Below are 20,850 nucleotides of genomic sequence, written 5' to 3' on the forward strand. Positions count from 1 at the left end.
TGACTCCCTTATCCATGCCTTTCCGTGTCCGCACCCTGGCGGCCCTCCTCCTGTCGGCCGCCCTGGTGGCCACCGCCGCGTGCTCGGCGGACTCCGACGACAAGGCCGCGGGTGCCCGGGGTGCCGGCCCCTCCTCCTCCTCGGCGGCGGCGGACCGTCAACGGCCCGTTCTCGCCTACGTCCGGCCGAAGCAACAGGCGGTGATGGTGGCCGACGCCGCCGGCCGTACCTGGCAGGCGGACCGTACCGGAGCACAGGTACCGGACCGGCTCACCTGGTCACCGGACGGCCGCCGACTGGTCTGGACGGACCCGGCGAAGGACGACGACACCACCGGACGGCTGCACGTCCTCGACGTCACCACCGGCAAGAAGGTCTCCCACGGCTGCCCTTGCAGTGGGGCCGGTTTCCTCGGTGAGGACGCCGTGAGTCTGGCGAGCGACGGCAGCGCGCTGCTGGTGTTCCCGGCCACCGGCGATCCGCAGCGGATCGCACTGAGCCGGTCCAAGGGACCGTTCGCCAGTCTCGTCACCGGAGGGGCCGAGGACGTCACCCTGTTCACCCCTCTGCCCGAAGGTCCGGGAGTCTTCCGCGGCCAGGGCACACTCGACGCCGTCGACCGGCGGGGACGCGTCCGCCCGCTCCTGCCGCCGAAGCAGCCGTCCACCCTCACCCAGGCGTGGCGGTCACCCGACGGCAAGGGCGTGGCCTGGGGCAGCGCGGACAGCGGCGGGGCCTGCTGGACGGTCTCCACGCTCTTCGAGCACTCCGGCACGTCCGGCCGGCCGACGCGCCTGCTGCCGAGCGACACCGCGTTCCGCCAGGCGCTGATCGGGGACCAGCGCTCGATCGCCTCGGCCGCCTGGGCGGGCGCGGGACTGACCGTGACCTACGCGGGCATCGAGAGCTGCCAGGCCCGGTACCCCGGCCGGTCCGTCACCTACTACGTACGCGACGGGAAGTGGACCTACCTCGGATCCGGGCTGCTCGGACTGGCCCTCGGGGCGGACGGACGGGTCGCGCGGCTACGCGGCGACGCCCACGTCGCCAACGGGATGCGCCTGCCCACCGGTGCCCTCAGCCTCACCTCCGGCGCCGGGGAACGCGTACTGGCGGACGGTGTCTCCACCTTCGTCTTCACCCCTGCGGAGAGCGCCGCCGCTGGGGCACCCGCCGCCCGGCGGCAACCCCCCGGCGCGGCGGTGACGGCGGTCGACAACCACGGGAAGGCGCTGCCCGAGGCGATGGTCCGGCTGGCCCGCCGCATCGAGCGAGCCGCAGCCGACGGCGACACTGAGGCACTGGTACGGCTCTGCGCCGGCTGCGGAGAGGGAGTACTGCAGTGGGTCCGGCGCAGCGAGGGACCGTCGGAGATCCTCCGGGCGATCCGCGCCCACCCCGGCGAGAACGGGCCCCACGGGCTGATGTACCCGGGTCTCACCATGTGTGTGGACGAGCCGGAGCAGGACATCACCTGCACCCCGGAGCAACTGCACGACATCGCCGTACTGGGCCTGAAACCGGACCGCTCCGACACCGACTACTACGGGTCGACGTACTCGGTGTGGGAGTCCGTGCCCGTGCCTCTCATCATGAGCGTGGAGAACGGGGAGGCGCGATGGACCGGACTGGCCGCCGGATGACCGGCCCCGGAGCCGCCGGCTCCCGGGCGGGCACGGAACACGAGATCCCGCCGTGCCGGGCCGGCGACGCGTCGCCGGACGACGGAGCCGGCGCTGACCCGGGGGCCGCGGCACGGCTCGGTGCCGACACGCGGGCCGCCGACGGCCCGATCATGACGGGGGACGTACTCGACGGCAGGCGGGTCGTCGGCTTCGGCTGCGCGGCCCCCGCCGCGCCGACCTCCGCCGACGACCGGCTGCTCCTCGAAGGCGACGAGCACAGTGAGCCGCCGTCACGCAGCACCGACCCCGCCCGGCACCCGGCGCTGGAGCGCGTCGGCCGCCTCCCGTACGCACAGCTTCAGCGGGACCGGATCCACTGCGCCGACGACCTCGCTCCCGGCCTGACCCGAGCCTTCGACGAGCTGATCCACGGCGCGCGCGGCCCCCGGTTCCTCGCGCCCCTCATCGACCGGTTCGCCGCGTCCGGGCACGGCTTCTGGCTGGCCGGGGGCGCCCCGCGCGACCTCCTGTCCGGTTTCCGCCCGGACGACGTGGGCGACCTGGACGCCACGGGCACCGCCCCGGCCGGCGCCTTCTGCGAGCTCGCCGAAGACCTCCTCGAACGGGACGGGTTCAGCGCCGAGTGCCCCCCGCGGTTCAGCCCCGACAGCCTGGTCTGCTCCGTCCTCACCCCGCAGCGCGACGTCCGCGTCCTGGACTACCGAGGCCTCGGCGTGCGCGGGCTGCCCAACCCCGCCACCGGTACGGACCTGGACCAGGACGGCCGGCAGCGCGACCTCACCGTCAACACCCTGCTCTACGACCCGCTGCACCGCGTCGTCGTCGATCCGCTCGGGCGGGCGCTCCACGACCTCCCCCACGGAGGCGATGGACCCCGCCGACTCGTCCTCGCCGGTGCACCGGAGGACCCCGAGACCTGCGCGGAACTGCTGCTGCGCGCGCTGAAGTTCCTGCTGCGCTGGCAGCGGCCTGGCAAAGACCGCACGTCCCGACGGCAGGGCAGGCCCCTCCTGGACGGCGGCGCCGAGGAAGAACACGGCCTGGACGACAACGGCGTGCGGGCCTGGGCCGCATCCCTCCCCGCGGACCTCGTGGCACGGCTGGACGAGCGCGGGGAGGCCGCCTGGGAGCGTCTGCGAGAGCAGGCCGGCACGTGTCTGCCCGGCGGGCCGGACAGCCTCCCCGCCGAGTCGGTCCGCGCCTACGGCCCGGTCGTCGCCCAGCTGCTCGCGCGGATCACCGGGCCCGGAGCATGATGGGCACGGCCCCGGAGGAGGACGTGATGGCCGTGCACCGTCCACTGAGCAGCTGGATCGCCCGCCTCGTACCGGGTGCGCCGGGCGCCCCCGCGTCCCTGGGACGGATCAACGACGGCAACGAGCGGGCCGACGCCCGGGAGATGAGCCGGTTCCGTACCGCCGCCTGGGAGCGGACGAGCGTGACCGTCGGCCGGTACGGACCACCCGTAGCGGCCCTCGCGCTGCGGGCCCCGGACGGATCCCTGGTGGTCGAACTCGACGACTCCGGCAGGCCGCTGCCCGTCACCGAGGACGGAGTGGGCCTGGTCGCGGGACTCGAGGAGTCCTGGACCGCCGTCCCGGCCGATCCCCGGACCGTGGAACGGCTGCGGGCGGAGAGTCTGGAGCTGCGCTACTTCCTGCTGCACCGCCTCGACCGGGAGACCGCGGCCCCTGCGGCCCTCTTCCACTGCCTGCCCTGGAGCCGGGTCGAGGCCGCCGCGCACTCCGCCGTCGCATTCCTCGATCCCGTCGGTGCGCCGCGCTCGTCCGCGAACGGCGTCGTGAGGGCGCCGCAGGCGGGGGAGCTGCGTCACTGGCTCACGCCGGCCGCCACCTCGCTCGCCGGTCCGCTCTCGGTGCTCGAAGCCGGACTGCGCGGCGACCGGGACGACCTCTGGTTCGGGCGCGAGGCGGCTGCGCTGCTCACCGGGCTGCTCACGGCGGACCCGGCGCGCCTGCCGGCCTCCGCCAGGTCGGCCCTCGCCGCGCTGGCCGAACGGCTCGGCGCCGACCCGGTGCTCCGTCACGGCGCCCGGCTGGCCCGCACCCGGCTCACCGGCCCCGACCCCGCCCCCGGCCCTTCGACGGTCCTCGTGGATCTGTCCATGACGGCGCGTCTCGACTCCGAGTTCGTCCTGCTCGCCTCCTCGGGGGAGGAGGACGAAGGGGTCGTCACCCTGCACGAACGACCGCTGACCGCCGAGGTGGCGGTGACGCGCGACGGCATGGTGGACGTCGAGCTGGCGATCGACGACGACGGCGGGGCGACCGCCCGATCCGCGGCGCAGGACGGCCCGCTCTGCTACCCGGTGCGGGTGAGCCCCGTCCGGGGAACCGCCGGGGCCGGCGCCCCCTCCCGGTACTGGATGGTGCTGGACCGAGCCGGCTCCGGCTGGAACGGCTTCCTCACCGTGCCTGTCCCGGAAGGGCAGTTCGACATCGGCCTGGACGCGCCGCCCCTCGCCCTGCCCTTCCTCGACCGGGTCCCGGTCGCGGAACTCCGGGCCTCGCTGCACGCCAACGAGCTGATCGGGAGTACCCGTTGGCACGAGATGATCGACGGCCTCCTTCGGCACCACCCAGCGCACGCGGCGCTCGCGGCGTACGACGCCGAACTCCCCACATAGGCCTTGGCGTACGGGCTCCGGGGGACCGGGCCCAGCGGCTACCGTGGACGGGTGGACACCGCTGACGCCCCACCAGACCCCCCTTCCGGTACGGACACGACCGCCGGTGGCGACGCCCGCCGCCGCGCGTTCGAAGCGGAGTTCCGGCGCCTGGAGGAGAGCGCGATGTACAGCGCCCAGACGCAGTTCGAGGAGGCCAAGCGCTGGAGGGCGCTGCACTGGCTGCTGGGCATTCCGGCGACCCTGCTCGCTGCGGTCGCCGGAACGACCGCGCTGGTGGAGTCCACAGGCGGCACTCCCGCGGGCATCCTCGCTCTGGTCTCGGCAGGCCTGGGCGCGGTCCTCACCACGGTCAACGCGCCGCAGCGGGCGGGGCAGGCGGCAGCCTCCGCCAACGCTTTCCTGGAGATCCAGACGGCCGCACGGCAACACCGCGAAATCGACCTGCCGGACTGGCCCCTCGGGGAGGCACGTGAGGCACTCGCCGCGCTGACCACCCGCCGCGACGCGCAGAACACCCAGGCAGAGGTACCCAGCCGCCGCGCCTACCGCAGGGCGCAGGCCAACCTGCGCGCGGGTTCCCAGACCTACGCCGTGGACGAAGGGTCCGGCTGATCCCCACATCACCGGACGCGGGCCGGAGGGCCAGGTGGTGTTCGAGGTGTAGGCACGCCGCTGGCGACGTACCGGGGGCGGTGGGACGGCCGGCCGCCGCGTGCGAGAGGAGACCGTCGCCGCGGCGGCCGTGACGCCCTGGCCGCGCCGCCAGGGAGGGGTGAGCGGCGCGGCCACAGTCCCACCTGCCCAGCTCTCCCGGGGGTATGCACCAGCTCGTCCACCGGATCCGGACCTGGTGGTGGACGACCTGCGTCGGGGCGCATGCGGGGGTGTGGCCGGCCATCGGTGGGGGAGTGGCTGAGCCGGCTGTGCCGAACGACGCCTACGCGCCCGGTAGGACCACGTGACGGAGACATCCCGGGGTCTGGACGGCGGCGTTCGCCCCCGACATCAGGGCGGCGCCAGCCGAAGCCGGGGAGGCAGCCGACCGAAGTCCGTGCGGCTCGAGGGGCTCCTCAGGCCGCCATCAGTGCCGCCATGGCGCGGTCCATTACGGCGTTGAACACTTCCGGCGTCAGCGGCAGACGGGACTTGACGTCCCGACTCCACTGGTCGGCGAGGACCTCGGCGGAATCCGCCTGAACCCCGTCGAGTGCCGCGTCGGCCAGGTCCGACGGCGCGATCTTGTCCACGGGCCAGCCCGAGGCCATGTCGGTGTCGGCCAAGCCGAGGTGCACCGCCGTCACCAGCGTGCCCTGCTCTGCGAGCTCCAGACGGACGCCGTTGGTCATGGCCCAGGCAGCGGCCTTGGACAGGTGGTAGGCATTGGCACCCTTGGTCCCGAACCACGACATGGCGGAGAGGACGTTGACGATCGCGCCCCCGCCGTTTCTGGCGAGCGCCGGCGCGAACTCCCGGATCATCGCGAGGTGGCCGAACAGGTTGGTCTCCAGTTCGTGCCGCACCACGTCCAGCGAACCGGTCACGAGGTCGGTCCCCGTGGAGATTCCCGCGTTGTTGATGAGCAGCGAGACGTCCGGGGCCGCCTCGGCGGCGGCCCTCACGGATGCGGGATCTGCGATGTCGAGGGGCAGCACCTCGACCCCCGGCAGGTCCACGGTCTCCGGTCGGCGGGCCGTCGCGTAGACCTTGCGGGCACCCCGTTCGAGCAGGCGCTGGGCGAAGGCGCGGCCCAGACCGCGGTTGGCTCCGGTGACAAGGGCGACGCAGTTGTTGATGTCCATGTCCGGTACGCTAAAACCTGACGTTGACGTCAGAGGCAAGTGCTGGTCGTCAGAGCCATGGGTGAGAGGAATCACCATGTCGGTCACAGAGGCCGCGGCCGAGCGGCTGATCCGCATCGGCGAGGTGGCGCGGGGTGCCGGCGTCTCGGTCCGCGCCGTGCGCTACTACGAGCAGCAGGGGCTGCTCATTCCGGAGCGCAGCCCGTCCGGCCAGCGCCTGTACCGGCAGGACGCCATCGTTCTGGTCCGCTTCTTCCAGCAGATGTTCGCCGCCGGACTGACCAGCCGGAGGATCACCGAACTCCTTCCGTGCTGGGTCTCCGGGCACACCGATGCCGGGCAACGAGCCATGCTGCGCGTCGAGCGCGAGCGCATCCAGAGCAAGATCGACGACCTGCAGGCCGCCCGTGATCGCCTCGACGAGGTCATCGCGATCACGGACACACACCCGTAGACGCGGTCGGCCGGACGTCTCCCCAGCGAGCTGACCTCGTTGTCACGGCCCGGAGGGCAAGGAGTCGTGGTGGGGGAACCGTCGTCCGGTGGCCGACGCGGCTTCCCGTGTTCGGGGATGGCGCGGCAGCGCGGCGGTCCGGTTCTCCAGGCACTCCCGATACTTCGACCGAGGCCTGGAGCCGTTGGCGCTCGCCCCCTTCGGTCTGGTTGTACATGTGCTCGCCCGGCCTGCAGCGCCACCGCCGGGGAGGCGGAACGCCCCGAGAGATGGACGAGTCACAGCTGCGGGCCGTCTGAACCGGAGATGCACCGCGCGGATGGCGGGTCGCTCGCCGCGTCGTCCCCTCGGTGGTCGCCGATGCGCCCACCACGCCCTGCAACCGCCGGCGAAGGAGCCCAGCGATGCCGTGCTCGTGCCGGTTCAGGCGCCGGCAGTTTCGACGTTCGCCTCCAACGAGAAGGTGATGTTCACCTCCGGCATCAAGGCTACGGCCGACACCTTGGCCAAGCGCTACCCGGACAGCGAGGTCCGGCCCAAGGACGGCACCACCGCCAAGGCCGCCGGCACGTGTTGAACTGGGCTTCACCGACATCGACTTCAGCAACTTCGAGCGCTGGTGGAACGCTTGGCCTATGATCGCGAACCGCCGCTCACTCGGCGCCGGGCCGCAACGGGCCCCGTCCTCCAGTACCGCCACGCCACGCGGCCCCAGCGTCGTCGAGATCGCCGCAGTCCTTGCCGGACCGGTTGCCGCCGTTTCTCCGTCGCGGGCTCCACGTGTGGCGGATCCATCCCCCTGAAAACAGCGCGAGGTACTGCCATGAGACGCCAACCAGTCCGTCAGACAGTGCATCCGACCGCTCATTTCCGGCTTGCAGGCTGGATCAAGGTCGGATGGACTCTCATCCTGGTGCCTTACCTCATGCTCCTCAGGCTCATTACCTTTGGGCCGGACTGGGGAAGTTTCGACTTCCACAGTGCAGATCTGAGCAACGCCATGAACGGCCTGGTTCCACCGCTCGTATTCGTGCCGGCTGCGGCACTCGTTTCCTGGATATTGTGCCTGCGCCCTCGGGTCAGCGTGACGAACGACACAATTTGGGTAGTAGAATCAGTAAGTCGCGCAAAGATTCCGATTTCATCGGTGGAAGCCATTTTCGACCGATATGGAAAGGTGGTCATAGCGGTCCAGGGCGGTCGGGAAGTCGTGGCCAGGCCTTTGTCAGCACGTGTCAGTACCGGTGAAGTCTCTCCGCCGGACATCCTGGAGGCCTGCGCAAACCTGCGTGAGTACCTCGAGGACCAAAGCGGTGTGGACGTCTCCTCAATCACTCCGGACGGATCGGGATCCAATAAGCAGCGACCAGAATGGCATTTTTATGTGCGGCCCTCTGATCTGCTCTTTCTCAGTGCACTCGCGGCGGCGATCTTTTACACCCTGAAGTAAAGGGGTCCTGCTGGTACCGGCCGCCTGGCTGCAGTGCGCAGCGTCCCGCCTGGCCGGTGTGAGCCCCGGTCAGCCGCTGGTTCCTGCGAAGAGACCGGCCGGGTCCTGCGGGGCGCCGTCGCCGTTCGCCGGGAGGTCCCCGCGTTCGGGCCGGCCTTGGCCGCCCTTGTCCTCGGACGGCAGGACGCGGGCGGACTCCTCGGCGGAGGCTTGGTGGACGTGTTCGGCGGCCTGCCGCAGGACGTCGCGGCCCACGGTGGCCGGATCCGCGGACAGCCGGATCACGCGGTCCGCGTCCTCCAGCACGTACGAGTGCGACGTGCTCGTCGCCCGGTACCAGTGGTTTCCCTCCTGCTCGCAGGTTGCCTCACTGGTACCGGCCGGCTCGGTGTCCTCGGTGCAACTGACGGGCCCACTGAAAGCGCGCTCGTCGACCCGCAGTTCGATGGTTCCTCCTTCCGGCCCGCTGTAGGAGGCCCCGAAGCCGTGGTCGCCGATGACGCCGACGGACTGGAGGGCGACGCTGTAGCCGGGGACGTCGGTGACGTACACCATGGCCGGCTCGATACCCAGGGACCATGCCCTGCTCTCGAGCGCGGCCCCGTTCGCGGACTGCGTCCCGCAGGCGGTGAGCGCCATCAGAGCTGACAGGACCAGGGGTTGCAGGGCCGATCGTATGTGCGCCATGCGTTCATGATCTCCTACCCGACGTAGGTCCGATGGTGCTTCCGCGTCGACTGACCCCGGCCGGGGAAGACGCGAAGCGCCGATCGGGCAGACGCCGTGGCAGTCACCGCAGTTGGTTGCGTCCTGGAGCTCGGCCGTGATGTCGCTGATCCGGAACTCCAGGCGAGTGGTGGACGGCCCTTGGGTTAGCGGCAGGTACTGGCCAGCAGCGCTGCGTGGGGAAGGACCAGCAGGCCGTCCTCGCCGAGGAGTTCCTGGGCCAGAGCGTCGAAGTGTCGCTTCACCTCGGCGCGAGTTCCCTCGGTCTGGCTCAGCAGCAGTTGCCCGATGAAGGCCACCCCAGCCGCCGGCCCGCTCCACCACTCCTCGGCGCCGGCCCGGTGATCCCACCGCAGCGTCCGACACGCGGCCTCGCGCAGTCCAGCCGACGTCATAAGCCCGACCAGGCCGTCCGGATCGCGCGGGAAGTCGTCCTCCGTGGCCGGCGGAGGCAGATGCGACGGCCGAGTCACGCCCGCCATCTCGACAGCCCGGCCCAGCAGGGCCTGGCCGGCCGGAGCGGGAACCGCCCAGATCGTCAGCGCGATCCGCCCACCCGGCCGGACCACTCGGCGAAGCTCCGCGAGGGCTTCCCTGGGACGCCCCACATGGTTGAGTACGAAGTTCCCGACCACCGCGTCGAAGGCACCGTCCTCGAAAGGGAGCGCGGGAAGGACGGCTGCCAGCACCTCGGCGGAGGGCACATCGAATGCCGTGACCTGCACCGTCTCCCCTCCCGGTTCCGCCGCAGAGATCAGGAATGCGGCTGGGCCAGGACCCTAGCGCAGAAGAAAGGCGTTTCATCGGTCACCCGGGCGGCTCGCGACCACACAGGCGCCGGGTCGTGCAGCGTTCTCATCAGTGTCGCCCACTTCGACAGGTGACCCGGCTCCGGAGCATGCCCAGGCAGATACGGCGACGCTCTGTGGCATCCCTCGGCGCCAGGTGAGGGTCTTCCGGTGTCTGTTCGTCTTGGGGAAGACGTTCGGACGCTGCTCTGTCTGCAGGGCGAAGGCAGTCGACGCCTCGCTGCCGACCGTCAACTGGCGTTCTCGGCGCCGTAGGTCTGGAGCTTGCGCAGGGCTTGAGGCGCGGCGCTCTCCTCGGCGCGCGCGACGATGACGATCTTGCTGGTGGCGACCGCGACGAGCGCCTTGTCGGCGTTCTTGCCGATGACGGTGTCGTCCTGCCGGGCTGTGAGGGCGTAGTTCTCGCCTTGAACCGTCAGGCGCGGAGTGGCTTCGGGATCGCGGACCGTATTCACGATCCCAACGGTCTCCTGGGGCGAGGGGCGCCAATGCGCGGCATCACTGGTGCCGTAGAAGCTCCCGCTCGGGTCAGCGAGGAACACCGCATCCACGCCCGGAGTGCTGCGGACGATGCCCTCGCAGGACGGTTCCCAGCTCATGAGCCACTCCCTTCCGATGAGGAGTCTCCAGGACGGCGCGCATACGGTCAGAGTGCGACCTGGGGCAGTTCCCCGCGCGGTGTGCTGCTCCGAGTCAGTGACCAGCGCACGAGCAAGGAGCCGCTGATTGCGTCGTCGATGTCGGCGCAGGGCCCTGATGTGCGCCCCGCGACGTTGCTACTGAAGGGCCCTCAGGTCACGTCGTCTCACCGTCGAAGCGGTCGTCGTCAGCGTCCGGCTGCGCAGGCGGGGCCTGGCCGACGACCACTGATTCCACCTCGCCGATGTCCTGCGGTGTGAGGTCGAGGTCGGAGATCTCGTGGTCGCCCGGTTCCTCTTCCTCTCTTCGGGCCTTGCGCCGGTCGTGGAGAGGTGAGAAGACGGCGGCGCCGAAGTAAAGCACCCAGATCGGTCCGGCCGGCGTCAGCATGGTCACAGGGCCCGTGCTCGGCGTCGTCACCGCCGAAAAGGCCGTGATTGCCATGATCATCCCGCGCCACCAGTCGATGGCCCTGTTCGCCAGCCCCGAGCTGCCCGCCCGGTCGGTGGCCCGATTCCCGCGGCTGGCGTTCACCAGCATGCCCGTCCTGGTGGCCACCGGTCTCTACCTGTCCTGGCGGAGAGACCACCCGAACGAGGTGTCGGCACCGGCGCGAGCGAATGTGCTGGCCAAGGCGTCGCCTCATCGGGTATGTATGGGCCCGCGGCCCGGAAGAACGGTCTGCCGGCGTGCCCTGCAGGGTGCGCCGCATCAGCGGTATGTGAGGGACGAACACAGTGGCATCTGGCGTCGTGAAGTGGTTCAACTCCGAGAAGGGCTTCGGCTTCATCGAGCAGGACGGGGGCGGGCCGGACGTGTTCGCCCACTACTCCAACATCGCCGGCAACGGCTACCGCGAGCTCCAGGAGGGCGAGCACGTCACGTTCGACGTGACGCAGGGGCAGAAGGGCCCGCAGGCGGAGAACATCGTCCGCGGCTGACGCCTCGCGTTCAGCGCACGCACGTTTGGAGCGGGGTCGCCTTGTACGTTGAGGCGGCCCCGTTCCGCGTTTCCAGGAGGCGCGTCCCCGCGCGTGGGGTTACACCCCCGGGTGCTCCGTCCGGTACGCGGCTACGTGCTCAGCCACAGTGACCTCGGCCAGGCAGGACGGCCGGGGCCACCTGACGGCGACGAGCGGGAATGGCTCCAGCAGCTCCGCAGGCGCGGCGCTATGGCAACGTAGACCACGAGAGCAGCGGACACCGGCTCCACCCACAACCGCCGCCAGCACGGTCTCCGCTGCCAGCTCCCGCGCCGCATCAGCCGGTGCGCCTGGGCGCAGTGCCAGGCCACCGCTCCTGGAACCCCCGTACTCAGGCGGCAGGATGCGCTCAGTCGCTAGTGGCAGACGCAGAGGTAGGTCAGCCCGGAACGGTTCACGATGGTTGTACACAGGAATATCGAGTCGCCGGCTTACGCCGGTCCAATGCGGGCTTGTCCCTCTGCACCACCACCGGAGGAGTCACCGGCGCCACCATGTCCGCGCGCATCAGCATGCGGCTGGCGCCCGCACCGATCCGCCCCCGACATGGTGGCCGTCCGGCGGAGGCGCCCATCAGATGCCGTGTTGGTGCCAGTCCAAGCGCCAGCAGTTCGAGGTGGTCGCCGCCAACGGGAAGGTGGTGTTCACCTCCGGCAACAAGGCCACGGCCGACACCGTGGCCAAGCGCCACCCCGACAGCGAGGTCCGGCCCAAGGGCGACGCCAAGACCGCCGAGGCCGCCGGCTCCTGACCCGCCCGTGCCCGGCGCGCCAGGTGGCGTGCCGGGCCTCGGGGCGTTCTACCACCAGATGACGACGTATCCGTTGCCTCCGGCCTGGCCGGGGTTGATGGTGGGGTTCCCCGCACCGCTGTCTCCGCCGGTGCCCGCGTTCGGGGGCGCGGGCTGGACGACGCCGTCCACTGCCGGGCGGCCGCCTGGGGTTGCCGGAGTGAACGGGCCGCTAGCCGTGCCGGTCCCGCCGTTGGCGCCCTGCCTTGTTGTGCCCTGACCAGGACATGTGGCCATGCCACCGGCGCCCCCGCCCGTAAGTCCTGAGGTCCCGCCGCCGCCGTGGGCGGTCGCGACGTTGACTCCGCTGACGACGACGGTGTCGCCACCCGTCGCACCTTGGCCGAGCGGACCTATGCCGCCCGTTCCGCCTGCGCCGACGGTTACCTGGATCGATGAGACGGCGGTTGTATCAAGGACGCACCATGCGAAGCCCCCGGCGCCGCCACCTCCTCCTGTGTGGGTGCCGTCTGATCCGGCGCCACCCCCGCCGGCGCCCCATGCCTGGACGAAGATGCTGGTGACCCCTGCGGGCACGGCGACCACGAAGTTCCCGGCCTCGTCGAAGTCCTCCAAGCCGTGCGCCGGGGCGGCGCCGGGTGGTCCCTGCGGGCCGGGATCGCCCTGCGGGCCCTGAGGTCCGGCAGGTCCGGCGGGTCCCTGCGGGCCGGTCTCGCCCTGAGGCCCAGCGGGGCCGGCGGGGCCCTGCGCTCCTGGGGCTCCCGGCGGCCCGGGAGGTCCAGGCGGCCCGGGCGGGCCGGGAATCCCGGGGCGTCCCGGATGGCCGTGGTATCCCGGACGGCTGGGGCAGTACCCGGGGAAGTACGGGAACAGCAAGCACGGGTTGGCAAAGCCGATTTCGACGCCGGGCTTCGCGGCGTCAGCCTGAGCACTGTCGGCGTTCACGGCGTTCACCGCGTACGCAGGGCTCGTCAGAGAACTGGATGCCAGGGCCACGCCCGCGGCCATCGCCCACCACGCACGAGGTAGGGCTATTCGAGACAACACGTCACCTCCAGGAAAAGGGCCCGCCATGGGGGACAATCGCCGCTACCTGTCGTCGTCCCCAGCAAGCCCACCGCAAGAATCGCCCTACGTAGTGCAGCGTGCCCTTCAGTAGCCGACTGGGTGACCTCCAAGACAGCCGCCGGAAGACGTGGCGCCCGGCGCGCCAGGTGTGCGCCCGGCCGCCTGCTCTCTACCACCAGATGACGACGTATCCGTCGCCGCCCGCCGTGCCTGGAGCGTCGGTGTCGCCGCCGCCGTCGCCGCCCTCGCCCGCACCGGTCGGTGCCGGCTGGACGACGCCGTCCACCGCGGGACGACCGCCCTGACCCGGGGCGCCCGGTAGCGGGTTGCCCTCCTGACCGTCCGCGCCCGTGCGGGCGGTTCCCTGCCCGGGACAGACGCCCGTGCCACCACTGCCCCCGATCAGCAGCGACGCGCCTCCGCCGCCACCGGCCGACGCGACGCCGCCCAGGCTGTTGTCCACTGCGGTCGGTGTCCCCGGAGAACCGTTGGTCGCGCCGACGCCACCGGCGCCGCCGGTGCCGACGTCCACCGCGACCGGTGTGCCCGGCTGGACGGGGAGGACGCACCAGGCGAAGCCGCCGGCGCCGCCACCGGCACCGGTGATCGCGCCGCCACCTACGGCTCCGCCCCCGCCGGCGCCCCATGCCTGGACGAACACACTGGTGACCCCTGTAGGCGGGTTGAACACGAAGGTCCCGGCGTCGTCGAAGTCCACCAGGCCGTGTGCCGGGGACGTGCCGGGCGGCCCCTGAGGCCCCGCGGGTCCGACGGGTCCCTGAGGCCCAGCGGGTCCGACGGACCCTTGTGGGCCGGTCTCGCCCTGAGGGCCGGCGGGCCCGGCGGGCCCGGCGGGGCCCTGCGCTCCTGGGGCTCCCGGCGGCCCGGGAGGTCCAGGCGGCCCGGGCGGGCCGGGAATCCCGGGGCTTCCCGGATGGCCGTTGTACCCCGGACGGCGGGGGCAGTACCCCGGGAAGTAGGGGAACAGCAAGCACGGGTCGGCGAGGCCGGTTTCGACGCCGGGCTTCACAGCCTGACCGCTGTCGGCACTCCCGGCGTACGCAGGGCTTGTCATAGCACTGGACGCCAAGGCCACGCCCGCGGCCATCGCCCACCACACACGAGGTATGGCTATTCGAGACAACGCTTCACCTCCAGGAAGGGGCCCCCACGTGTGGCAGCCGCCGCTACTTGCGATCGACAGCGGCGAGCACACCGTCAGAATCGCCGTGCGTTCAGTAGCCGCAGGTGATCCTGCGGGCCCCTGAAGGCGCAGTGCCGGCGCGCTCCGCGGTGCATCGGGCCAGGGCGGTCTACCACCAGATGACGACGTATCCGCTGCCGCCGTTGTCGCCGGTGTTGTCGGCGCCGTTGGCGCCGCCGGTGCCGCCGGTTCCCGCACCTGCCGGCGCCGGCTGGATGATGCCGTCCACTGCCGGACGGCCTCCCGGGCCGCCGGGTGCAGCACTCGAGAACGATCCAGGGCCGCCGGCGGCGCCTTGACGGACCGTGCCCTGGATGCCGTTGCATTCGCCCATGCCGCCCGTGCCACCGACTGAGGGGAGGAACCTCCCACCGAGGCCGCCGCGGCCGGCTGCGAAATTGCCGACGCTGTTGATCGCCCCGCTGTTTCCGCCGACAAGGCCGTCCGTTTCTCCGGACTGGCCGACACCTCCTGTGGCGACGAACACCGTGACCGGTGTACTGGGCTGGACAGGCAGGACGCACCAGGCGAAGCCCCCGGCGCCACCACCGGCTCCGCTCAGGGCGGCGTTACCACCCGCACCGCCGCCGCCGCCACCCCACGCCTGGATGAAGACTGTGGTGACATTCGCGGGCGGGACGAATTCGAAGACACCGGGATCGTCGTAGTCCACCAGGCCGTGTGGCGGTGCGACACCAGGAGGCCCCTGCGGGCCGGGATCGCCCTGCGGGCCCTGAGGTCCGGCAGGTCCGTCGGGCCCTTGCGGGCCGGTCTCGCCCTGAGGTCCGGCGGGACCAGTCGGCCCGGCGGGACCAGTAGGACCAGCCGGGCCGGCAGGGCCAGGAGGCCCTGGTGGGCCGGGAATCCCGGGGCGCCCCGGGTGCCCGTGATGCCCGGGGCGGCCGGGGCAGTACCCGGGGAAGTACGGGAACAACAGGCACGGGTCCGTGAGACCGGTCTCCGCGCCTGGCTTCACAGCGCCAGCCTGACCGCCGCCGGCGCCTTCCGCATACGCGGCACCCGTCAGAGCACTGGACACCAGGGCCACGCTCGCGGCCACTGCCGACCACGCCCGAGGTATGGCTATTCGGGACAACACGTCACCTCCGCAGCAAGGGGCCCACAACGCGCGGCGGACGCCGCTCAGCAGGAGACAAGTGCTGTCGGAGACAGCGGCGAGCCCACAGCAAGAATCGCCGTGGGTAATGACTTATGCACATTGGGTAGCCGACCGGGTGACCCTACGCGGCGCGCTACGCGGTGCGCCGGATCCCCGGTCACGGCCCGCCTGTGACGAGGCCGACGAGGTCCACGCCGCGCCAGATGTTGCGCTGCAAGACCGCGGCGGCCGCGACGACCACGACGACCAGGACGATCCCCGTGCCGATCTGCTAGGCGCTCTCGGACATGCCCTCGAAGGACACAGCGACCACGCCCCCGGCCGTGAGGACGGCCCAGACGATGATGCACACCACTCGCGGTCGAGGCCCCCGTCTCGAGGCAGCGAACCCACCCGCCCCTGGCAGTAGCGTTCGGCGCAGGTCAGCACGAGCGCGCGCACTCGGCCCTCGAAGCGCCTGCCGCGCCGAAGTTGTCACCGCAGCACCGGACGGCAAGCCGCTCCCCTCCCTGTACGACGAAGGGCCGCACCCCTGCGGGTGCGGCCCTTGATGCCGTCGGCTCGCGCTCGGGGGCGCCGCACTCCCGGGCGATCTCCTCGGTCCAAAGCCTGTGCTCGGCCATCATGGAATTGGTGACGCCCTGCGCCTTCATGCTCTCGCCGCATGGCGGCGCACTTGTGGCGTAGCCGCTCCTCCGCCGCCACGGCCTCCCGTAGTGCGGAGGGCGTGGCCGTGAGTCCCGCCGCTGCTGGAGCGCTCAACGTTCTTCTATCCCGTGCAGACCGTGTAGAGCCGCGGCATCCACTGGCCGTACTCGTACGTGGTCCCCCGGTACTCGCCATACACGGTGACCGAGTTGATCCCGGAGAAGGGATCACCGAGTGGCCATCGTTACACCGCGCCGGCAGACGCGACCTCAGGCCCCGCCGTTGAGGTGAAGGGAACTGCCGGCGATCCACTGGGACCGGTCGGACAGCAGGAACGCGATTGCCTCGGCGACGTCACGGGGGTCGCCGCCTCGGCCGATCGGAACCGAGGCGTAGACCTGCTCCGCGGTGGCGCCCATGGCCCCCGCAACCGTCTCCAGCAGCTCTGTGCCCCCTGGGGTGAGCACCATGCCAAGGACGACGGTGTTGACCCGGATACCGGAGGGCGTCAGCTGGGTGGCAAGGCCCTTCGACCAGCTTTCCAGTGCCGCCTTGGCCGCTCCGTAGTGCAGGACGGGTGCGGGAGGGTTGGCGCTGACGGCCGAAGAGACGTTGACGATGGCCGCCCGATCGCTTTGCTTCTGGGCGGGCAAGGCGGCCGAGGTGACCCGCCGCCGACAAGAAGTTGATCGCGAGGGAGTCCTCCCACTCCTCGTCCGGAACGCCCGTGAGGTGGACGCGGGCGGCGCCCGCGTTGATCACCAGGAGGTCGAGGCCGCCGAGAGTGTCGAGGGTTTCGTCCATCAGGCGACGAGCCCCATCTGCGCTGCGGATGTCGGCACTGATGAAGGTGGACTCCTTGGGGGTGTCCTCGGCGCGGTTGCGAGCGCTGGTGACGACTGTCGCCCCACCGTCGACGAGCTGCTGTGCCACGGCCGCGCCGATCCCGCGCGACCCGCCGGTGACCAGGGCGCGCCGCCCTGCGAACTCGCCCGGGATCGGGATGGTCGGGATGAATGCCTGTGTGACGGACATGGAGATGTTCTTCCGGCCTGGTCTCCACGGCCATCTTGTCGGTGACCGCAATTGGGCGTACGAGGAATTCTGCGACTGGCTCGCCCGGGCTCTCCTCCACGAACTGCTCACCTGACGACAGCGCCTGGGCGAGTTGCCCGGGTCGCCGTGCGAGCTGACCTCAGTTCTGACCAAGGCAATCGAGCGAGTCGGTGTCCGTGAGTTCGACGGTGACCGAGGCGGCAGCGGACTCTTGCGCTCGTGGGGTTGGCTGCTGCACTACGGCACGGACACCGCGGCTGCGCGGGTGCCCACGAATGGTCTTCGACGAGTAGGTCCGACCGGCCGGCACCATGGTCGGCCGCGTCCGAGGACGACCACTGACCGTTGCCGGTCAGCGGGGCGGTTCGATGAGCCGGACGGCCAGGCGCTTGGTGTCGTCGTCGATCTCCACCATGCACAGTCCGCGACCGTCGGCGAAGCTCAGAATTCGGGCGTGCTCAGACTGCTGGGGGATGCCAGGAAGCCGGTGCGGGTCGCCAGAGGCCACCAGGAGGGCCGCTTCGAGAGAACGGCGTGCCCAGGGCTGGAGAAGCTGGAATTCGGCGACGACCTCGGAGCTGAGGTCGATCTCATACGGCACGGAGCCAGACTACGGGCGCATGGACGGGGCGAGGGCCCGAATCTCGGCATCGGACGCCGTGGGGGGAGCTTCGGCTTTGCCGGCCCGCTCGTCGGCGATGCGCCGCGCCATGGCGAGCATGGCCGGACTCGCAAGGGCCCGAGCCCGGGCATCCCAGTCGGCCAGGACCGTACCGATCATGTGAAGCTCAGTGTTGTCGATCTGCTCGTTGAAGCCGGCCCGGTGCTCCGGGGGGAGGGCTGCGCGCACGCTGCGGATCGTAGGCGCGGCCTGGGGGGCAGGACCGGTGTCCGCGGGCTGGGCGCTCATGCTGTCCTCCGAGTGGAAAGACCCTTCGTCATTGGAGGGTATCGGGAGCATCGGCTGGGGACCAGCGCACTGACCGTTCGAGCGAAGCGGCCCGTCCTGAGGGGTACTGTGGTCCGTCCCCGAAAACCCTGCCGAGGAGCGGGCGCAGCGACCGAAGCGACCGAACCATGGGCTGGCTTCCGACCTGCAGACAGAGAGACACCGCCTTCCCTGTCACGGGTCTCGTAAGTCGTTCCGGTTGTGCTGCGGAGGCGGTCCCACCCGCTGATCAAGTACCTGCGGCAGTGACTGAAAGGGGCCGGCAGCGAACGAGTGTCCTCAGTCGCTTTGCAACAGGAGGCGAAGCGCACGGCGCCGGTAACGTGCATGCATCGGCGACCTCGGTCAGTGACGCTTCTTCATCCAGGACAGGTCCTCGCCGCTGTGCCCCAACGAGCCCGATTTCCAGGCACGCATGTCGCGGCGAGCATCCCGGACGTCCTGCGACATGGCGGCGCCGTCCCGGAAGGGATGCTCGCCATGCCGACGTGCCCTCCAACCGACCCAAGAGGCAAGTGCGATGACAAGTACGAGGGGTACCCAAAAGATCCACATGCGATGACCATCTCGTCAGCGTCGGGGGCCGGACAAGTACCCGTCCTCGACAACCTGGCACATGCCGGTTGCCGCGACACGGCCTTGACAAGGGTGAGCCCGCGGCGGCTTCGAGCCGAGAGAAGGGCAGGCCGAGGGACCGTCACAGGCGGCGGATGCCGGCCAGGATGTGGCGGACGCCGATAGCGCGCAATATCCGTCGCCAAGAGCCCGGCTCCTCCCGATGGCGACAGTCATCTCCTCCCCGCCAAGCGCGGGCGGTGACATTCGCTGGACACCTGCTGTCACCCCTCAGGCTTCCTTCCCAGCCCCGCGTTGTGAAACGCAAGATGTCCAACTACTGGCTCAAGCGATTCACGCACCGAAACTGGCCGCAACCTTCCCAGACACCAGCACAGGCCGTCGCCATCGAACCGCCCGAACCGTAACGCAATGCCATTGCCCCTATACGCCCGCGAGGAGCATTTTTTACCCCGGTCCGCGGGCACTCGACCCCGTCTTGCTCAAGCCCCTTCATTTCCTCTGTGTGAGCGTCACGAACCGCCCCGCCACTGCGGCGAGCATGCCGGCGCCGAGGACGGTGAAGCCCGCTACAAAGAACACTGTTTGCAGGGTTGTGGTTGACACGAGAATCGCGCCGAGCGCAGATCCCAACGCCAGAGAGACCTGCAAATTTGTGACATTCACCGCCGATGCCGCCTCCTGGTTTTCCGGGGCTGCGTCGAGTAGCCAGACCAAGGTTGCCGGGTTCGCGATTCCCCAGATCACGCCCCAGAGTGCGAGCAGCAGGCCAGCCAGCCACGGTAGGGTTCCCGCGCTCGCCAGCCCAATGAGCATTGCGGCCACCGCAGCCGTAGATGACGAACAGCAGGGTAATCACGCCACTGGACAGATGGGTGTGGTCTGTCAGGAACGGAGTGATGTACGTCCACGCGGCGAACTGACCGATGAACAGCACGGCGCCTGCCGCCATCCCGAACTGAACGGCTCGGCGTGACACGGTCTTCAGGAGATCACGCACGTGCGTACTCTTGTCCGGTGGAATGCTCGGCAGGAGGATTGTCTGGGCAGCTACGACAAGTAGTGTGGCCGCCGCAGCGGTGGCGAAGGTGAGACGCCAGCCGATCAGATTGCCGAGGATTTGTCCGGCAGGCAGTCCCACTACCGTGCCACCCGATATACCCGCCGCGATGATGGTGATGGCACGAGTGCCGCCGGCCGGCCCCACCAACTTGGGTCCGACCGGTGAGACCACGGTCCAGAAGGCTCCGATGGTGGCGCCGAGGAGCATACGGGCGATCAGCACCAGGGCGAAGCTCGGGGCCACCGCGACGACTGCGTTCGACACCAGCACTGTCAAACCCAGGATGAGGATGACCGGGCGCCGGTTGAGGCGACCGGAGCCAAGGAAGAACAGCGGCGCCGACACGGCGGCACTGAGACCCGGTACGAGCACCATCAGCCCCGCCAGACCGAGCGAGACATGCAGTCCTTCGGCGATTCTTGGCAGCAGCCCCACAGGCAGCGTCTCCGTCATGACGACGACGAACGCACCGAGTGCAACGGCACCCACGGACGCCCAGCCACGCCTGCTGCCCGGCTCCGTGACGGGGGTTCGGCTGGAAGCTCGTGCGGCCGCGGGTCGGGTCGGGACCGCTGCGGCACACGACGACGCAGTGACGACGCGCATCCGCGGTGCACGGTGTGTGACCGCGCTGTGTTTGATTCCGGTCATGTGTTCTCCCGCGGCTCTTGCCCTGGAGCCACCTGCGCAGGTCAGCGCGGTCGTAGGCCTTGTCTGTACGTAGGCACCAGGGTTTGAGGTACCGGCCGCGGCCGCATGGTGTCTCGTTCGGTGAATGTCCACGATCGGCTTCACCCCGGCTGTCCTGAGTTCCTCCAGCGGACTCACAGCGATCTGCCGTTCCAAGCTGGTCGGCCACCTCTCGGGCTTGCCGGCTCGGGCGGAACGTGGGGTTACTGGAAACGGCCGTCGAAGCTGGTGCCGCTCCTAGGATCGGTGAACCGAAGGCCGACGACCGTTCCGTCTTCCACCACCCATCGCAGATCGTAGGAGGCTTGGTAGGAGGGCGGCCAGAAGGAGCAGAAGCGGCCATCCTCGTCGACGGACCAGGTGCCCTCCGTCTGGCGTCCTGTCTCGAAGTAGGAGGTGCTTCCGTCGGGTCGGAAGGTCTGGGTCGTGCCATCGCCGTAGGCCAGGGGGCCCGCAGTGACAGCGGTGGTGATCTGGTCGGGCGGCACGATCGCGCCGTTTTCCGGGTGCAGGATGTCGATGTCCCTGGTCACTGTGTGGTCCTTACTGCTGTGTACGGTATGGGCGCC

Annotated in this window: 21 protein-coding genes and 3 pseudogenes; 10 read left to right on the forward strand and 14 right to left on the reverse strand. The window is 70.4% G+C overall.

Going from position 1 to position 20,850, the window contains the following annotated elements; translation table 11 throughout:
- The first annotated feature begins 14 nt into the window (after positions 1 to 14).
- Genes ACZ7MY_RS27950 through ACZ7MY_RS27965 form a run of 4 tightly spaced genes read left to right on the forward strand, consistent with a single transcriptional unit; the run spans position 15 to position 4,908 of the window.
- Entirely contained in the window at positions 15 to 1,643 is a 1,629-nt protein-coding gene (locus ACZ7MY_RS27950; RefSeq protein WP_499605932.1) for a hypothetical protein, read from the forward strand.
- The gene (locus tag ACZ7MY_RS27955; protein WP_499605934.1) at positions 1,619 to 2,902 is read left to right on the forward strand and encodes a nucleotidyltransferase family protein; all 1,284 of its coding nucleotides are present in this window, start codon (positions 1,619 to 1,621) and stop codon (positions 2,900 to 2,902) included. Before ACZ7MY_RS27950 ends, ACZ7MY_RS27955 begins: the two co-directional genes overlap by 25 nt.
- A gap of 26 nt (positions 2,903 to 2,928) precedes the next feature.
- On the forward strand, positions 2,929 to 4,293 hold the full coding sequence (locus ACZ7MY_RS27960; protein ID WP_499605935.1) for a hypothetical protein: 1,365 nt from the start codon (positions 2,929 to 2,931) through the stop codon (positions 4,291 to 4,293).
- Between the two features lie 51 nt (positions 4,294 to 4,344).
- Positions 4,345 to 4,908, forward strand: a complete 564-nt coding sequence (locus ACZ7MY_RS27965; protein WP_499605936.1) for an SLATT domain-containing protein — start codon at positions 4,345 to 4,347, stop codon at positions 4,906 to 4,908.
- A 458-nt stretch (positions 4,909 to 5,366) separates the two neighbouring features.
- Here ACZ7MY_RS27965 and ACZ7MY_RS27970 read toward each other — a convergent pair whose 3' ends face one another.
- The gene (locus ACZ7MY_RS27970) at positions 5,367 to 6,095 is read right to left on the reverse strand and encodes an SDR family oxidoreductase (protein ID WP_499605937.1); all 729 of its coding nucleotides are present in this window, start codon (positions 6,093 to 6,095) and stop codon (positions 5,367 to 5,369) included.
- A 76-nt stretch (positions 6,096 to 6,171) separates the two neighbouring features.
- On the opposite strand from ACZ7MY_RS27970, the gene ACZ7MY_RS27975 reads away from it, so the two are divergent.
- From ACZ7MY_RS27975 to ACZ7MY_RS27985, 3 genes are all read left to right on the forward strand, one after another.
- Positions 6,172 to 6,549, forward strand: a complete 378-nt coding sequence (locus ACZ7MY_RS27975; protein WP_499605940.1) for a MerR family transcriptional regulator — start codon at positions 6,172 to 6,174, stop codon at positions 6,547 to 6,549.
- A gap of 409 nt (positions 6,550 to 6,958) precedes the next feature.
- On the forward strand, positions 6,959 to 7,126 hold the full coding sequence (locus ACZ7MY_RS27980; protein ID WP_499605942.1) for a hypothetical protein: 168 nt from the start codon (positions 6,959 to 6,961) through the stop codon (positions 7,124 to 7,126).
- A gap of 246 nt (positions 7,127 to 7,372) precedes the next feature.
- Entirely contained in the window at positions 7,373 to 7,999 is a 627-nt protein-coding gene (locus tag ACZ7MY_RS27985) for a hypothetical protein (RefSeq protein WP_499605944.1), read from the forward strand.
- A 69-nt stretch (positions 8,000 to 8,068) separates the two neighbouring features.
- Here the strand turns inward: ACZ7MY_RS27985 and ACZ7MY_RS27990 are convergent, their stop codons facing one another.
- The 4 genes and pseudogenes from ACZ7MY_RS27990 to ACZ7MY_RS28005 all read right to left on the reverse strand — a co-directional run.
- A complete protein-coding gene (locus ACZ7MY_RS27990) occupies positions 8,069 to 8,686 on the reverse strand; it encodes a hypothetical protein (RefSeq protein WP_499605946.1) in 618 nt (205 codons plus the stop codon).
- 185 nt (positions 8,687 to 8,871) lie between these two features.
- Positions 8,872 to 9,450 carry a class I SAM-dependent methyltransferase gene (locus tag ACZ7MY_RS27995; protein WP_499605948.1) on the reverse strand — a complete coding sequence of 193 codons (579 nt, stop codon included), beginning with the start codon at positions 9,448 to 9,450 and terminating at the stop codon, positions 8,872 to 8,874.
- A 314-nt stretch (positions 9,451 to 9,764) separates the two neighbouring features.
- Positions 9,765 to 10,133, reverse strand: coding sequence for a profilin family protein (locus tag ACZ7MY_RS28000; RefSeq protein ID WP_499605949.1), 369 nt, complete (start codon positions 10,131 to 10,133; stop codon positions 9,765 to 9,767).
- A 191-nt stretch (positions 10,134 to 10,324) separates the two neighbouring features.
- Positions 10,325 to 10,647 (reverse strand): annotated as a pseudogene (locus ACZ7MY_RS28005) (twin-arginine translocase subunit TatC); the annotation flags it as partial.
- Positions 10,648 to 10,910: 263 nt separating this feature from the next.
- Between ACZ7MY_RS28005 and ACZ7MY_RS28010 the strand changes: the two are divergent.
- Both ACZ7MY_RS28010 and ACZ7MY_RS28015 read left to right on the forward strand, forming a co-directional pair.
- Positions 10,911 to 11,114, forward strand: coding sequence for a cold-shock protein (locus tag ACZ7MY_RS28010; protein ID WP_361810266.1), 204 nt, complete (start codon positions 10,911 to 10,913; stop codon positions 11,112 to 11,114).
- 619 nt (positions 11,115 to 11,733) lie between these two features.
- On the forward strand, positions 11,734 to 11,907 hold the full coding sequence (locus tag ACZ7MY_RS28015) for a hypothetical protein (RefSeq protein ID WP_499605951.1): 174 nt from the start codon (positions 11,734 to 11,736) through the stop codon (positions 11,905 to 11,907).
- Positions 11,908 to 11,955: 48 nt separating this feature from the next.
- Here ACZ7MY_RS28015 and ACZ7MY_RS28020 read toward each other — a convergent pair whose 3' ends face one another.
- The 4 genes and pseudogenes from ACZ7MY_RS28020 to ACZ7MY_RS28035 all read right to left on the reverse strand — a co-directional run bounded on the left by ACZ7MY_RS28020 (position 11,956) and on the right by ACZ7MY_RS28035 (position 16,982).
- Positions 11,956 to 12,981 carry a glycine-rich domain-containing protein gene (locus ACZ7MY_RS28020; RefSeq protein ID WP_499605953.1) on the reverse strand — a complete coding sequence of 342 codons (1,026 nt, stop codon included), beginning with the start codon at positions 12,979 to 12,981 and terminating at the stop codon, positions 11,956 to 11,958.
- Positions 12,982 to 13,144: 163 nt separating this feature from the next.
- Positions 13,145 to 13,693 carry a glycine-rich domain-containing protein gene (locus ACZ7MY_RS28025; RefSeq protein ID WP_499605955.1) on the reverse strand — a complete coding sequence of 183 codons (549 nt, stop codon included), beginning with the start codon at positions 13,691 to 13,693 and terminating at the stop codon, positions 13,145 to 13,147.
- A 595-nt stretch (positions 13,694 to 14,288) separates the two neighbouring features.
- Positions 14,289 to 14,852, reverse strand: coding sequence for a glycine-rich domain-containing protein (locus ACZ7MY_RS28030; RefSeq protein ID WP_499605957.1), 564 nt, complete (start codon positions 14,850 to 14,852; stop codon positions 14,289 to 14,291).
- Positions 14,853 to 16,216: 1,364 nt separating this feature from the next.
- A pseudogene (locus tag ACZ7MY_RS28035) lies at positions 16,217 to 16,982 on the reverse strand (oxidoreductase).
- Here ACZ7MY_RS28035 and ACZ7MY_RS28040 point away from each other — a divergent pair.
- Positions 16,972 to 17,097: a hypothetical protein gene (locus ACZ7MY_RS28040; RefSeq protein WP_499605959.1), complete on the forward strand. Its 126-nt coding sequence runs from the start codon at positions 16,972 to 16,974 to the stop codon at positions 17,095 to 17,097. The pseudogene ACZ7MY_RS28035 and the gene ACZ7MY_RS28040 sit on opposite strands and share 11 nt — an antisense overlap.
- Positions 17,098 to 17,355: 258 nt before the next feature.
- Here ACZ7MY_RS28040 and ACZ7MY_RS28045 read toward each other — a convergent pair whose 3' ends face one another.
- The 5 genes and pseudogenes from ACZ7MY_RS28045 to ACZ7MY_RS28065 all read right to left on the reverse strand — a co-directional run bounded on the left by ACZ7MY_RS28045 (position 17,356) and on the right by ACZ7MY_RS28065 (position 20,814).
- Positions 17,356 to 17,604, reverse strand: a complete 249-nt coding sequence (locus tag ACZ7MY_RS28045; RefSeq protein ID WP_499605960.1) for a hypothetical protein — start codon at positions 17,602 to 17,604, stop codon at positions 17,356 to 17,358.
- A gap of 9 nt (positions 17,605 to 17,613) precedes the next feature.
- Positions 17,614 to 17,853 carry a hypothetical protein gene (locus ACZ7MY_RS28050; RefSeq protein ID WP_499605961.1) on the reverse strand — a complete coding sequence of 80 codons (240 nt, stop codon included), beginning with the start codon at positions 17,851 to 17,853 and terminating at the stop codon, positions 17,614 to 17,616.
- 991 nt (positions 17,854 to 18,844) lie between these two features.
- Positions 18,845 to 20,242: an MFS transporter gene (locus ACZ7MY_RS28055; RefSeq protein ID WP_499605962.1), complete on the reverse strand. Its 1,398-nt coding sequence runs from the start codon at positions 20,240 to 20,242 to the stop codon at positions 18,845 to 18,847.
- A 7-nt stretch (positions 20,243 to 20,249) separates the two neighbouring features.
- Positions 20,250 to 20,414, reverse strand: a pseudogene (locus ACZ7MY_RS28060) (IS5/IS1182 family transposase); the annotation flags it as partial.
- A gap of 70 nt (positions 20,415 to 20,484) precedes the next feature.
- Positions 20,485 to 20,814, reverse strand: coding sequence for a hypothetical protein (locus ACZ7MY_RS28065; RefSeq protein WP_499605964.1), 330 nt, complete (start codon positions 20,812 to 20,814; stop codon positions 20,485 to 20,487).
- Positions 20,815 to 20,850: the final 36 nt, after the last annotated feature.

This window comes from Streptomyces sp. NPDC111520, from assembly GCF_055635295.1.